9 protein-coding genes and 2 pseudogenes are annotated in these 14,617 nt (G+C 59.2%); all 11 read right to left on the bottom strand.

All coding sequences use genetic code 11. The annotated features are described in order from the left end of the window. Positions 1-1,102: 1,102 nt before the first annotated feature. Positions 1,103-1,261, bottom strand: a pseudogene (locus tag AC0L27_RS39835) (gamma-glutamyl-gamma-aminobutyrate hydrolase family protein); the annotation flags it as partial. Next, on the bottom strand, positions 1,261-2,634 hold the full coding sequence (locus AC0L27_RS39830; protein WP_473323454.1) for a CapA family protein: 1,374 nt from the start codon (positions 2,632-2,634) through the stop codon (positions 1,261-1,263). The pseudogene AC0L27_RS39835 and the gene AC0L27_RS39830, both read right to left, overlap by 1 nt. Before the next feature lie 174 nt (positions 2,635-2,808). Continuing rightward, positions 2,809-3,696 carry a serine hydrolase domain-containing protein gene (locus tag AC0L27_RS39825; RefSeq protein WP_473323452.1) on the bottom strand — a complete coding sequence of 296 codons (888 nt, stop codon included), beginning with the start codon at positions 3,694-3,696 and terminating at the stop codon, positions 2,809-2,811. Between the two features lie 647 nt (positions 3,697-4,343). Further along, the gene (locus tag AC0L27_RS39820) at positions 4,344-5,390 is read right to left on the bottom strand and encodes an ABC transporter ATP-binding protein (RefSeq protein ID WP_473323450.1); all 1,047 of its coding nucleotides are present in this window, start codon (positions 5,388-5,390) and stop codon (positions 4,344-4,346) included. Next, a complete protein-coding gene (locus AC0L27_RS39815) occupies positions 5,387-6,394 on the bottom strand; it encodes an ABC transporter ATP-binding protein (protein WP_473323456.1) in 1,008 nt (335 codons plus the stop codon). Before AC0L27_RS39815 ends, AC0L27_RS39820 begins: the two co-directional genes overlap by 4 nt. A 7-nt stretch (positions 6,395-6,401) precedes the next feature. Next, positions 6,402-7,283 carry an ABC transporter permease gene (locus tag AC0L27_RS39810; RefSeq protein ID WP_473323449.1) on the bottom strand — a complete coding sequence of 294 codons (882 nt, stop codon included), beginning with the start codon at positions 7,281-7,283 and terminating at the stop codon, positions 6,402-6,404. Between the two features lies 1 nt (position 7,284). Continuing rightward, a complete protein-coding gene (locus AC0L27_RS39805) occupies positions 7,285-8,226 on the bottom strand; it encodes an ABC transporter permease (protein ID WP_473323448.1) in 942 nt (313 codons plus the stop codon). Positions 8,227-8,970: 744 nt separating this feature from the next. Then, positions 8,971-10,566, bottom strand: coding sequence for an ABC transporter substrate-binding protein (locus tag AC0L27_RS39800; protein WP_473323446.1), 1,596 nt, complete (start codon positions 10,564-10,566; stop codon positions 8,971-8,973). Between the two features lie 410 nt (positions 10,567-10,976). Further along, positions 10,977-12,182 (bottom strand): M24 family metallopeptidase, encoded by a 1,206-nt coding sequence (locus AC0L27_RS39795; RefSeq protein WP_473323445.1) that lies wholly within the window; start codon positions 12,180-12,182, stop codon positions 10,977-10,979. A gap of 61 nt (positions 12,183-12,243) precedes the next feature. Continuing rightward, the gene (locus AC0L27_RS39790; protein ID WP_473323443.1) at positions 12,244-13,605 is read right to left on the bottom strand and encodes a serine hydrolase domain-containing protein; all 1,362 of its coding nucleotides are present in this window, start codon (positions 13,603-13,605) and stop codon (positions 12,244-12,246) included. Positions 13,606-14,366: 761 nt separating this feature from the next. Beyond that, positions 14,367-14,617: pseudogene (locus tag AC0L27_RS39785) on the bottom strand (helix-turn-helix domain-containing protein); the annotation flags it as partial.

The following is a 14,617-nucleotide window of genomic DNA, read 5'->3' as shown; positions in this document are numbered from 1 at the left end:
ACGCCTGAGGGCGGAAAGCGCCTGACGAAAATGGAGCGAAGGCTCTTCTTTTAAAAGCCTGGCTGCTGAAAAGTTGAGCGCACATCGCTGTTCAAGTCACTTTTTGGATTGACAGAGCATGTCGGAAAGCGGGTAGCCGGCGAAGTCAGAGGACGCCTGCCCCACCCTAAGGAGAAGAGAAATATGGCAACTCTCGGAATTTTGTGCCTTTCGAACGTCGGCACTTATTATGGCCAAGATCCGGACTTCGGACCAGGCGTTGCGCGCAATTACCAGTCGGCCCCAAAATTTAGGCGAATCGCCGGAGCATGGGCCAGCAATATTGTCTCAGGTGATCCCGCTTGTGAAGACGCGTATGTGGAGGCAGCACTAGAGCTTGTGCGGGAAGGAGTTAACGCAATCACGTGTGACTGCGGCTTCACTGTGCGATTTCAAAGGGCAGTCGCGGCCGCCGTACCCGTGCCGGTTTCCACGTCGACCCTGCTTCTCCTACCCACGCTGCTATCCGCTGTGCCCGCGAACAAGAAGATAGCAGTGCTCACTGCGGACTCTCGATGCCTCGATGAAGGCATTATGGCTACGCTCGGTATCACAGACCAATCTCGACTAATTATCGAAGGTCTGGAGGGCACAGCCAGTTACCGCTACATGTGGGCCGAACAAGGTGAGATAAACGTCAAGGAAGTCTTGGCGGACGCTGACGACATGATTGCCCGTGTCCGAAGACACGACAACATCGCAGCCATTCTATGTGAGTGCACTATTTTCGCGAGAGTCTCGAGTCGAATTCGAAGAGCTACTGGATTGCCGGTCTATGATGCTGCAATGAACGCAGCGCTCCTTATTTCAGCTGTTAGCTAGCCGCGTATCTGACCTTGGATTAACGATGCCATCTGACCGCACACAACGCAACTCACGCCTAGGCACTGGCCGCGCTATCAGTTGTCGACATAGGCCCGCTCGACCGCACAGCCGGTGAGTGTCTCGGCGGCACAGCGTCCCGCAATGCTGGCCGTCGTAGGGTATCGCGCAGCGAACCGGCATACAGCGCCAACAGGCCGCCGGAAGCCCGGCGATTGTTGACGACGATGTGCGCGTGTTGAGCTTCTCGGCGGCGTACCAGCGTCGTAGAATCCCGCGCGGGGTCATATGGGCCGTTCGCTTCACTCGCCTTGTCGCCATAGAGCGAGGGATGGACATTCGACCCTGACCCCGTAATCATCACGTCGTTTCTTCTCGCAGCATTGGTTCGCGCGGTCATCAGAGTCTGATGACACCAACGTCGTTCTCGATCGCGATCTGAGTCCCAAAAGGCTTCGAGAGCCTCTGTAGACGCTCCAGAATGGTTTTTGCTTGTGGCGTCGCCGCAAGCCGTGGCACGCCCCGGTCGGCAAGCCTCTTGGAGTGACCGAGTTCGACCGGATAAAGCCGCAGTTCGGCAAGCCGGTTCTGCTCAAATCGGCTGACGGTGACAATGCTCTCGTAGAAGATTGGGTCGGAAAATCCTGGAGCCGTCTCGTATCCGCTTGTCATCTCATCGGCGGTCACCTCGGCATCCGTGTCGACCCGCGGGTCCTTGTTGTGAGCGGCAAACATGTCAGCGCCTACCGGCGTCCGCAGGTCGTCCATGATGAAATTCCCCAGGCCATAAAGGATCACCCGGCCCTTGTAGATCTCGATGCCGCGCAGTTGGTGCGGTCCATGTCCGACATAGGCGTCGGCTCCGGCATCAATGATGCTATGCGCAAACGATCGTTCATAATCAGGCGGCTCCTGGCTCCAATTCCCGGGCTGGTGACCGTGATTCGCGGCGATGCAGAAGTCGGAGAACTGCTTACCCCGGCGCACATTTCGGAGAATGTTGGCCACATCCTGCGGGTTGGCTTCGTAGCTGTAACCCGCACTGTCGCCAGTCGTGTATGTCGTTCCGGCAAGCAACACCCGGTCTGGATCATCACCGGCGGACCCGAAGCCCGGCAACGAATTGCGTATTTGCCTTACGCTCTCGAGCATCTCCGGCGAGATTACGATGCTTTTCGCCAAACGAAGAGCGTTGATCCCCGGTCTGGCCGGCGCCTCGCCGGCAGCATCGGCCGCACGCGACAGCGGCGTGAACGTGGACGCAAACGACACCAGCCCCACGCGACCGCAGGCGGTCTCAAGAAAGCGAGCGGCACCGGCTTGGGCGAGGCTCTCGCCCGCACCCGCATGGACGATGTCGTTCTGATCGAGCGCACGGATCGTCTCGCGCATGCCTTCAACGCCCCAGTCGAACGTATGGTTGTTCGCGTAGCTGACGATGTTGAATCCCATCGCCTTCAAATCTGCTCCGAGCGCGGGCAAGCTGACGTGATACGCCCCGCCGTACTCAGCCTGCGGGGCCCCCTGGAATGATCGGATATCGAAGATGTTGGTTTCCATGTTCCCGAATGTGACATCAGCTTCACGAAGGAGTGTGACGATATCGCCAAAGCCAGGATGGTGACCCTTTGTTAGCGCCCGCGTCACGATGAGGTCGCCAACGGCCACGAGCGTGAAGCCGTCCGCAACATTTGTTGTAGTTGAACCGACCAAATCATAGCTGTCACCCTGGTGGGTCCGATGAAAGCCCTGCTCGTGTGAAAGTTTCTCCATGGGCTGATCCTTCACATGCGAATCCATTCGCGTTTGATAGTTCTTCGTGCCATACGTGACAGACTCTTCAGGAACACAAGGCGAGATGGTCCTCGAGCGTGGCAAGACCATCTGGCCAGGGTGCGCCGTTCAGCCGAGTTAGAGCAGGCGGCCCTCGGCCGCTAGTCCTGCCGGCTATTCGCACAGCATCCGTCCGAGTGCCTGCATTTGCGGCGAAATTATTGGCGCGCTGGCGGAGGCTGATGCCACAGGGTGTGATGAGAAGCGGGCGACCACCATCTCGGCCTTCGGGGCGACATACAAGCGTTGGCCGTGAATTCCAGCAGCAAAAAATGTTTCCATCTCGTCGTGCATCCGCCACCATTGACTGCGGTAGGAGAACTCGCGGCTCCCGCCCTTCTGCACGTCCTGCACGACGGAGGCAGGAATGAGCTGCTTCCCGCTACAGTCACCGTGGCGTAGCATCAGCTCGCCGAAGCGCGCCAAGTCGCGCAAGCTCGCGCTCAGGCCGGCGCCGGCCATCGGCATGCCGGCCGCGTCCATGACGAGGTAACCGTCCTCCTCACAGCCGAGGGGCGCCCATAGGCGCTCGTGCGGCAACTGCGCGAACGAGCGGCCGGTCGCGCGCGTCATTACCCAGTTAATCACTTCCGTATTCACGGTCTTGTACGCGAACCTCTCGCCGTGCGGACCTTCCTTGCTCATCGTGCGGAGGTAGTCGCACAAAGTCTGCGGCCCATCGTAGTCAGCCGGCCGCGGCCGCCATCCGCAGGCGCGCGCATACGCCCAAACGTTAGCGTTCGCGTCCGTGTACTCCTCGGAGTAGGTCAGACCGGTCTGCATGTCCATGACTTGGCGCAGCCTCGCGTCCTCGAATGCCGTGTCGCGCAGCTCAGGCAGGTAGTACGAGATCGGCTTCGTGTCGTTGAGCACGCCTTCGTGGACGAACGCGGCGGCAAGCGTACCTGCATACGACTTGGTGATCGAGTGGCATGCATGCGGCAGGTGCGCCTCGAGCGCGCCGAAATATCGCTCGTATACAATTCGTCCGCGATGGAGCACGAGGATGCCGTCGGCGTAGGTGTCGTGTAACGCCTCATCAAAGCGGCGTACGCGACGGTAAAGTCGGTAAACTCTAGGGCGTTGATTTCTCTCGTCCTGTCATCGCACTCTAGATGCGAAGCCGCCCCGCTCCCCCGCCAAACGTTCGTGGTCGCCACCAGTTCGCGCATGTGCGATAGCGACCAGCGGATCTTCGGGAATTCGAGAAAGGTATCACTCGCGAATGTGATGCGGTTATCTGCAGACGGAGGCGCACCGCGCATCCATCCAAGTACGCGCGGGTCGGAAGCACGGCCGTCGAGGTAGCGATGTCCGTTGATTTCGACCATGCCCGCAGGAAGGTCTGCTTCAGTGGCAGCTTCGGTACGTGCTTGCCGTCTAAGCTCTTTCATGTGTGGCATTCAGATTGTTGTTCGTTAAGACGTAGGTTCATTGCGAAGATTCTCATCGGATTTCAGTCGCCGAACTTCGCTCATGCTGGTCCTTGTTGTATCGCTGTACCAAACCGGCGGAGCGATAGGTTCGCGTACAATCCGTCGTGCAACGACGGGCGCATCGCTTCATAGAGCCTTGATAGGTTGCAGCCGCGCGTCGGTCTCGCTGTCGAAGAAAAGTGCAGGAGAGTACGGTCGCATAAACACCGGTCCTTAGTTGGGAGATTGTGGCTCTGCCACCGTCCTGGATGCTGAAATGCCTGCCAAGGGCTGGGGCAACGTGTCCGTGGCCGGAGCGCGCACATGACAGGCCACAACCCGCCCGTCCGGCATCGGCACCAATGGCGGCACTGCGATGCGGCACCGCTCGACCGCGAGCGGGCAGCGCGGGTGAAACGCGCACCCTCTTGGCGGATTGATCGGGCTCGGCACTTCCCCCTCTACGGGCGCCTCGAGCCGAATCCGCGCAGGATCCGGCACCGGAGCGGCCGCAATCAGCGCTCCCGTGTAGGGGTGGACCGGCTTGGCAAAGAGTGCCTCGCACGGGGCGAGTTCCACGATCCGCCCCAGATACATCACCGCAACCCGATGGCCGATATGCTGCACCACGCCAAGATCGTGCGAGATGAATACAAAGGCGAGGCCCATCTGCTGTTGCAGGTCCAGCAGCAGGTTCAGAATCTGGGCCTGAACCGAGACGTCAAGCGCCGACACCGCCTCATCGGCGATGATCAGCGAGGGCTGGAGGGACAGCGCCCGCGCGATGCCGAGCCGCTGCCGCTGGCCACCCGAGAACTCGGACGGCAGCCGGTCCATCACCTCGGGCGACATACCGACCTTGCGCAGAAGCTCCGCGGCCAGCGCCCGGCGCTGCTTGCGGCTGAGCCGCTCAAAGTTTTCGACCGGCTCGGTAATGATCATCTCTGCAGTAAGGCGCGGGTTCAGTGACGAGTACGGATCCTGGAACACCATCTGCATCCGACGGCGCCCTGCCCGAAGCGCGTGCTTGCTCAACCCTGCAATGTCGATGCCATCGATCAGCACGCGCCCGGCTGTCGGCGCCACGAGCCGCATCAGAAGCCGCGCGACTGTCGACTTGCCACAGCCGGACTCGCCGACGATGCAGAGCGTCTCGCCCGCCGCCACGGAGAAGGAGACATCCTCCACCGCCCGCACCACCGGGACGGTTTTGTTCAGGAACCCCGACCCGAGCGGATAATGCTTGGTTAGGTTCTCTACCATCAGCAAAGGACCGCTCATGCTTCCACGACCTCCTCGGCGCGCCAGCAAGCCGCGGCATGGTCCGGCCCGACCTCGCGGATGGCGGGCGTCTTCTGGCGGCAAATATCCAGGACGAATGGGCAACGGGGCGCGAAGCTGCAGCCAACGATCGGTTCGCTCAGGTTCGGCACGATGCCGGGGATTTCCGGCAGGCGCTGCCGCCGACCTTGCCGCCGGTCCGGCACCGAGCGCATCAAAGCCTGGGTGTAGGGATGCGCAGGGCGCGCGAACAGTTCTGTCACAGACGCCTGCTCGACGATCCGGCCGGCATACATGACGATTACGCGCTGGCACGTCTCGGCCACAACCCCAAGGTCATGCGTGATGAACATCACGGCCGTGCCGGTGCGCTCTTTCAGATCTACGACCAGCCGCAGGATCTGCGCCTGGATCGTGACGTCGAGCGCGGTGGTCGGCTCGTCCGCAATCAGCAGCTCCGGCGCGCAGGCGAGCGCCATCGCGATCATGGCGCGCTGGCGCATGCCGCCGGACATCTCATGCGGATAGTTGTGGATGCGACGCTCAGGGTCGGCGATGCGCACGAGCCGGAGCATCTCCAGCGCCTTGACCATCGCGTCTGGCCGGGAGACCTTCGCGTGGATTTCAACTGCTTCAGCGATCTGGCGCCCGACCGTGTGAACCGGGTTCAGGCTGGTCATCGGCTCCTGGAAGATCATGGCAATCCGGTCGCCGCGGATTTGGCGCATCTCCCGGTCGGAAAGCTTCAGCAGGTCGCGTCCGTGAAAGCGGATTTCGCCGCCCACCGTCCTGGCGGAAAGCTTGGGCAGAAGGCGGAGGATGGACAGGGCGGTAACGCTCTTGCCGCAGCCGGATTCGCCGACAACGCCAAGCGTCTCGCCGCGCTTGACCTGGAAGCTGATGCCGCCCAGCGCGCGGGTGACGCTGTCTTCACCGTAGAAGTGCGTTTCGAGGTCGCGCACGTCGAGAAGCACGTCGGCCGCTGTGGATTTTTGCATTTGCATGTGCATGTCAGCGCCTCCGCTTGGCGCGCGGGTCGAACATGTCTCGCAAGCCGTCCCCGAGCAGGTTGACGGCCAGGACCGTGACGGCCAGGCAGATGCCGGGGGCGAAGAGCGTCCATGGGACGATGGCGAGATACAGGCGAGAGCTTGCGATCATGTTGCCCCAGCTCGGGATCTCGGGCGGCACGCCGACGCCCAAAAAGCTCAGCCCGGCTTCGGTCAGGATCGCACTGGCGCAGAGATTGGCGATCTGGACCATCAGCGGCGGAATGGTGCTGGGCAGGATGTGGCGCCAGAGCACCTTCGGCAGGCGCGCGCCGCCGCAGAGCGCCGCCTCGACGTAGGGGCGCTCCCGTACGCTCAGAACCACGGAGCGCACCAGCCGCGCGGTGCTTGGGATATGCGGGATCGTGATGGCCACGATGAGGATGCCGACCCCGGCGCCGGTGAGAGAAATCAGGGCGAGGGCGAGCAGGATCGTCGGGATCGCCATCAGGCCATCCATGATCCGCATGGCGATACTGTCGAAGCCGCGGCTGTAACCGGCGAGGACACCGATCATGAGTCCGCCCAGCACTGCGCTCGCCGCCGAGATCAATCCCACTAGGAGGGAGATCCGGGCGCCGAACACCGTTCGCGAAAACACGTCTCGGCCCAAATTGTCGCTGCCGAACCACATCGCGGCGGAGGGGGGCTGGAGGCGTTTGAACGGGTCCATGCTCTGCGGATCGCCGGCGTAAAGCGGGGCTGTAAGCGCCAGAATGCTCAACAGCACTAGGAGCCCGCCACCGACCAGGACCAGCGGATGCCGCCGGGCTAAACGGGCAAGACCGGAGGGTCGCAGCCGGCCGACCGGCACGGCTGTAATGGGCGCGGAGACGAGGGTCATGTCAGTACCGAATGCGGGGGTCGATCAGGGTGTAGGTGAGATCGACTACAAGATTGATCAGAACGTACAGGCCTGAAGCGAGGATCAGTACGCCCTGGATGATGGGATAGTCGCGATTGTTGATCGCATCGACGACTAAGCGGCCGACACCCGGGATGTTGAACACGGTTTCCGTGATGACCACGCCCGACATCAGACCCGCGAAACACAAGCCGATCACGGTAAGGATCGGCACGCCCGCATTCCTCAGGGCGTGACGGAACAGCAGGGCATAGGAGGATGCGCCCTTGGCCGCGGCGGTTCGGATATAGTCTTCCGACAGCACCTCGAGCATGCTCGCCCGGGTGATCCGGGCGATGTAAGCGACGTAGAACACGCTCAACGTGATGGTTGGCAGGATCAGGCGCACGAACCACGGCCCGAGGCCTTGGTCGAGCGGCGCGTATCCCTGGACGGGAAGCCAGCGCATGCTGATAGCGAAACAGTATATGAGAAAATAGCCGATAACAAACACGGGGACAGAAAAGCCAAGTGCCGCGTAGCCTGAAAGGAAGCGATCGAAGAGGCCGCCGGATCGCCAGGAGGAAAAGATACCGAAGGAGATCCCGATTGTCACCGAAACGATCATTGTTAGGGTCGCAAGGGAAATGGTCGATTCCAGCCGCTGCGAAACAAGTTGGAGAACCGGTCGCCCGGCAAAGATCGAGGTTCCGAAATCGCCACTGAGGATGCCCAGCGCCCAGTGTGCGAATTGAACCGGCAACGGATCGTTGAGCCCCAGTTGTTCGCGGATGCCGATAATCGTCTGTTCTGTGGCCATGGGGCCGGCGATGACGGCCGCTGGGTCACCGGGTGACAGCCTGATAAGAAGGAATACGAAAATCCCGACCATTGCCATGACGACAATGGTCGAAACTACCCTGCGAACAATGTAAGCAGCCACTGTGCCCTCAACTCTTCTGCCGTGCCGCGCCCGATTGGCGAGACACTCTCACCTAAGAAGGAGGACCCGGCGACGTTTACTTTCTGAGCCCAGCGCGGATACTCCGCGTCTCGGCTTTGTAGATGATATTCTGGTTCGCAAACGACTAGTCTGCGCACTCGAGGCTTCTCATTTATGGCCAACACTCTGACATGAGACATTTGCAGTTTGCGGCGAATTTCGTATTAGTAAGAAGAAATCGATCTTTCACTGGTCAAACTGTGCCGAAAAGATGCGTCGGTGACACCACCGGTGTGGCGCGAGACCACACGGAGATCCTCATGTTTCATGAGAGGCTCTCCGTTTGCCGAAACAAATCCAGACAAGCGCTGCACTGTGAACGCGGATGAACCAAATTTGAAAGCCCACCGCGTCGATTGTCAGGACAAGGCACCAGCTGTCGCGTGGGCTCCCCTGCGGCCTTAGTCTGAGCTTTAGAGAGCAGATTGACCGCGTATACAGCGCGGCGAGGCTGAGGCTTTCAAACCCGTCATGCGGCGGCGTCTGCCGACCGCTGAGAGAAGCATAACCCGACAGGTGATATCAGCCGAACTGACAGAAAGGGCCGCTCAAAGGGCTTGGCGGGGCCCAGCGAAAAAGAACGGTGCCGAGCACTGTGTGCAAGCCTGAGAACGGAGAAAGATGAGAATCCGACCATCGCCCATAACGGCGATGGTCGGTAACATCCTAAGAGTATGGAGGCGACTAGGGTGAGGCCTTCTGCATGTTCCACATCGGTGTACAGTCTGGAACGCCGATCATGCCGGTCAGTGTCTTGCGGCGCGCGATGGGCGTTACACTCTGCCCCAAGAAGACGAGGCCAACGGTATCCCAGTAAACTTGCTGCATCTTGCGGGCTAGCGCCTTGCGCTCTTCGAGCGTCGCGGTATCTGGCCATTTGGTCCGCAGGGCCTCATATTCATCGTTCTTCGGCCAGCCATACCAACCCTTCTCGCCATTCATGGCCTGATAGGGAAGAAGTGGATCGCTAAAACCAAAATCACTTGAACTCGAAATGAAGATGCTCCAGCCGCCTTGCTCGACGGGCCCCTGTTTATTTCGGCGCGCGGCTAGCCCAGCCCAGTCGCTCGGTGCAAGCTCGGCATTGACCCCAACTTTCTTCAGCGTCGCCGCCAGGAGTTGTGAGGCATCGCTGGCGGGCGCCCAATCTGTGGGTTGGAGAATGATGATTTTTTCGCCAGTATATCCGGCCTCTTGAAAGAGCTGCTTGGCTTTTTCCGGATTACCACCCCTCTGATACCATCCCGTATTGGCGTCGTTGGTATAGGCAGTATCGGTTCCGAACAACGACGTGACTGTGCGCGTGTATTTTGGATTTGGGTTTATGACTTGCAAGAATGCCATTTGATCAATCAGGTGAAGCATGGCTTGCCTCGCTTTCACGTTGTCGAACGGCTTCTGCAGACAATTCATGCGCAGAAAATAATCATCGCCTGACTTTCGAAGATCCTCGAGCACAAGATTGGGATCGCTCTCGATCGCCGAGAAAAGATCAGCAGGAGCAGCTGAAAGGAAATCGATCTCAGCCGCCTGCAAAGCCGCAAAAGCCGTCTGCCGATCGGTGAGGTTCTCCCAGATGACGCGATCGACACGAACAACCTTGCCGCCGGAAAATCCGCTGGGCGGCTCCTGACGCGGGACGTACTTTTCGTTTCGATCGAAGACAATGCTCGCGCCCGGCCTGAAAAACGCTTCATTGAATGTAAACGGCCCCGATCCGATGTGTGCGGTCACCGGATCGGTCGGGGGGCGATTTGCATCCGTCTCGCGCATAACGAATAGACCCGTTGCGTTAGCCAGCTGATTAATTAGAATCAGCAACGGCTCTTTGAGCGCGATTGTGAATGTCCTATTGTCTGTCTTCGAGATATCTTTTGCCCGATCGTTGACCAATTGTCCACGGGACGACTGGCACCAGCGACGTATCGAGGTGACACAATCCGTCGCCGTAACAGGGGCGCCGTTGTGAAAGCGCAGGCCTTCCCGGAGTTCGAACGTGTAGGTCTTCTTATCGTCGGAAACGCCCCACTTTCCTACCATTTGCGGTTGAGCGGTATACTTCGAATCGAGTGCGAACAGTGAGTCGTAAATAGCCAGCGCATAATTTATAGTAGAGTCGCTTGTCGTAGAGTACGGATCGAAATTGGTCACACTGCCCATTGCCATACGCACCGTTCGCGCTGCCGTCGGCATTAACTGTGCCCTCACAGTCGAGGGCATCGATGCAGCCGTCCCGGCGGCCAAGCCTGCCTTCATGAGGTCGCGTCGAGAGATTTTCATGTTCAATTTCCCTTCTGTTCTCAGTGGTGTGGTTGTTCTGAACTTGTCTTCTGGACGAGTATGAGGCTCTCCCTTCCCAATGGGCGGATCACAGAACGCGGTGAGCGACCGATGTTCGCGGGGCACGCAGCGCGCAACGCACGCCGAATGGCATGACCATACGCACCGTGCCGGCCCGCAAAAGGGACGGCATTGAAAGAGCCGCCCCCGCAACCAAGCCCCTTTTGAACAGATCGCGTCGAGACACTAACATAGCAAGAACCCTCCCCTTCCCTTGCACTGCGCACCTTCGAACCGGTCGCCTTTAGACGAGCCTGTGAACGGCTCGTGTATCAATTCACCGATGATGAGTTCGACCATCGAAGTATAGTCGAAGCCAGGATTGTTGATTGCTTACAGGACGGCCGCTGCTATGCCCCGGCAACAGTTAGCGCGCGATCGTGCTTGGTAAGGACTTCGCACCCCGTCTCCGTGACAACCCATGTTTCACTGAAACCCACACCGGGGGTGCCAGGTGTGCGGACCGTCAGCGGGGAATGGAACGTCATGCCGGGCACCAGTTCCGTCTCTGTACCCTCCCGGAGGAAGAATAGGTTTTCACTCCAAGTAGGAGGAAATCCTAGGCCGATCGAGTATCCGTAAACTTGTGAAGAGTTTGGCCGGCCCATGATCTCTTCCAGACCGGCAGTGCCAGCTTCCCGCGCGACGTCGTGAATGGTTCGGCCGGGCTTGACCGCCTGAAGCATCAGATCGAGAGTCTCATTAATTGCTTTCGCCCGCTTCTCGACCACGGGAGATGGTTTGCCAATGGCTACGGTGTGAAAGATCGCGCTGGTGTAGCGCTGATAGGCAGCGCCAAACTCCAGAGCCACCGTATCCCCATTTTGAATTGGCGTGCGCCTGAAAGTGGTATGACCGTAGCAATTACGTTGACCCGCTGAGACAATGGGCTGGGTGCTGAAATATTCGCTCCCTTCCTTGATCAGCGTCTCGTAAATCACTGCCGCGATCTGGTTATCGGTGATACCGGGCTGTATCACTGGCAACACGGCGTCAAAAGCCTTCAGCGTAATCTGAGCAGAACTGCGCAGGCACTCCAGTTCGGCTGGCGATTTGACGACGCGAGTTTGCGCAACGACATTTGAGGCTTCAATGAGCGTAGCGTCAGGCAGCGCACCTTTCAGCCCTTCGTAAAGTTCAATACTAAGGCCGGGCTTCTTGATCTCCCAGCCGATTCGCTTCCCTTCCAGTCTTCGCTCTTTTAAAATGCCCACGAGACCGCTTACGATAGTATCCTCGTGAGACCAGGGGACGGACCGTATATCTGCCACCCAACTGGTAAGCATCGCTGGCCCGAACTCTAACCCATGCATATGAAGGATCGGTTTACCCTCGAGGGGGAGTATCATGCACGAATACCAACCTGTCCCGAAACTCTGGTACCCACTCAGATAGCTCAAGTTGGGAGCGTGTGTAACAAGGAGGACGTCCAAGCCTCTCGCGTCCATTATCCTCCTGAGTTTTTCGATACGGAGGCGATATTCCGACTCCGCGAAGGCGAGTTCCTTCGAGACAGGCCGGCTCGCGAGATCCTTAATTTGATGCTTGTTGTCCACGCTAAACTTCCTCTTCTTCCCGGCTGCCCTGGGCCTCTTCAGCGGCCCAGCAAACAGCTAGCTAACCCCGCAGAAACCGTCCCAGCGCCAGCATCTGCGGCATGATAATCGGGTCACTGAACGCAGACGAGGCCACTGGCTGCGATCCGAAGCGTGCGATGACCATCTCTGCTCCGGGGGCGATGTACAAGCGCTGGCCGTGAATGCCCCGGGCTTCCACGGCATCGAATTGGTCATGCGAAACCCACCACTGGCTGCGGTATGAATATCCGGACAAACGCCCGGAATCGAATCTCGCTAAATCTCCGCCGCGCCGAATATCTGCTATAACGGCCGCCGGAATGAGCTGCTTGCCATCCCAATCACCTTCACGCCGGATCAACTCGCCGAAGCGCGCCAGATCGCGCAGGCTCGCGTACAGGCCGCCGCTAGCGGACGGCATGCCAGCGGGGTCAGTGACTAAGTAACCGTCCTCCTCGCCGCCGAGCGGCGACCAAAGGTACTCATGAAGCAACTGCGCGAACGAACGGCCGGTCACGCGTGCCATCACCCAAGCCATAACCTGGGTGTTCACACTCTTGTAGGCGAAGACTTCTCCGTGCACGCCCTCCTTGCGCACGGTGCGCAGGTAGTCGCACGACGTCAGGGGCCCATCGTAGTCGATTGGCCGCGACCGCGTGCGACAGGCGCGCATATATATTGAGGAGCTGGATTGTTCGTCTGCCTCATCTTCACTGTAATCCAATCCGGTCTGCATATCGATAACATGGCGCAGTGTGGCATCCGCCCACGCAGTGCCGCTCAGTTCGGGCAGGTAGTACGGGATCAGCTGACGATCATCGAGCAGGCCTTCGTGCACTAAAGTCGACGCGAGCGTGCCTGCATAAGACTTCGTGACCGAAAAGCAGGCATGCGGCAGATGCGCCTCCAGAGCACCGAAATAACGCTCGTAGACTACGCGTCCGCGGTGCAGCACTAGGATTCCGTCAGTATAGGTATCAATCAGCGCTTCACCCAAGCGCCGGACGCACCCGTTCATGTCGCGGAATGTCAACGCTTCCACTGTCGCAGCATCGGCGGCGGATGGCGCGCCGAAAAACTTTCGTGGGCCATCGCCGCGGCGCACGCATACCGTTGGCACGAGCTCCCGCATGTGCGAAAGGCTCCAGCGAATTTCTGGGAAATTCAGCCAGCGGTCATTTTCAAATGTGACCTGCTTTTCCGCGGGCGGCGGCGAGCCCTGCATCCATCCGAACGTGCGCGGATCACTAGCCCGGCCATCGAGGTACGTTCTGCCTTCAAACTTCAGGGCACTGCCTTCCGACGCAGACTGAGCACTCGAATTCATGCGTTCGTCCCAGGCGCCTTGATCACTGAATCCTCCTAACAGCCAAACAGCCAGACCGGTCCAGCCGTTGCTCACGTGCTCCACAAGTGTGCTGCGATTCTTTTTCTTTACGCGTGGCCTTGTCACGCGTGGCGCTTGTCTTGTCACTTACATTAGGGCCCCATTGAGTATTAGTTCTGCAATTTGCCGGTGATTGCGCCGCAAATCTGCGCTTCGATGGCGTTCTCGCCGAATTTCGTATCTCGACTGTGGAAGATCACTCTCCGCGCGGCAGCAGCATACGACCGCAAAAGACGGAGCTGCCGCGAGAACAAGGCCGGGCTCTGAGACGACACAGATCAACAATCAGATTCAGCAGACCGCGCAATGCGCCCAGCACATTGAGAATCAGTTGAAGATTTACCAGAACTGAGCTGTCATTCGGTCTGCCGCCGCCACGCCAGAGACTTCGAGGAGGCCGCAGCCACTGAGGTCCCTTGGCGCCTCGTTGCAATTTCAGGCTACCGATCCGACGCCTCGATAGACACCACGACAACGCGTTATGAGTCAGACTCTTAGGAGTGACTTGGTTAAGGGTCCAACTATGCAGCGAATGTCAGCCTCTTCCTCGAAGTGCCGGCGTTTCTGTCTCTCTACAGCGCCGAGAGAGAGGCCAAGTGTAACAGTGACAGACCTAGCGCAGCGGTGTCGGCACGGGCAATTAAGACGGAGCCCTCCGCAAGCGAGGACTTGCCCGCGAACCATATGCGGACAATCACACGTTCATACTCTCCGTCACCCGCTCTCCACGCTTCCGACTTTGTGGCTGCAATGCCAAACGTTGAACTGTGAGATAGTCAAGCAACACGCAATGGGCGTTCTTTTTTTGGCGTCTTACCGAACAAGCTTAGATGGGCCCGTGAAAAATGTGATGCGCTAGAGAAGCCAGTGGCGAATGCGATCTCTGAAACAGAAAGCGGGCTTTGCTGCAGTAGTCGTCTGGCATGAGCCAGCCGCAAATTGCGATTATCCTGCATTCAGATGCTCAGAGAAGAGACGGTCTAGGTGGCGCTCGCTGACGCCCGCATACATGCCCATCTGAGCACGA

Source organism: Bradyrhizobium sp. Ken51 (assembly GCF_055807435.1).
This window is presented reverse-complemented; position numbering and strand designations above follow the sequence as displayed.

What these genes read in the sequence shown, in the direction of transcription:
- AC0L27_RS39830 (WP_473323454.1), bottom strand. Translation starts at nt 2,634, where the DNA reads ATGGAGAAACTTTCACACGAGCAGGGCTTTCATCGGACCCACCAGGGT.
- AC0L27_RS39820 (WP_473323450.1), bottom strand. Translation starts at nt 5,390, where the DNA reads ATGAGCGGTCCTTTGCTGATGGTAGAGAACCTAACCAAGCATTATCCG.
- AC0L27_RS39815 (WP_473323456.1), bottom strand. Translation starts at nt 6,394, where the DNA reads ATGCAAATGCAAAAATCCACAGCGGCCGACGTGCTTCTCGACGTGCGC.
- AC0L27_RS39810 (WP_473323449.1), bottom strand. Translation starts at nt 7,283, where the DNA reads ATGACCCTCGTCTCCGCGCCCATTACAGCCGTGCCGGTCGGCCGGCTG.
- AC0L27_RS39800 (WP_473323446.1), bottom strand. Translation starts at nt 10,566, where the DNA reads ATGAAAATCTCTCGACGCGACCTCATGAAGGCAGGCTTGGCCGCCGGG.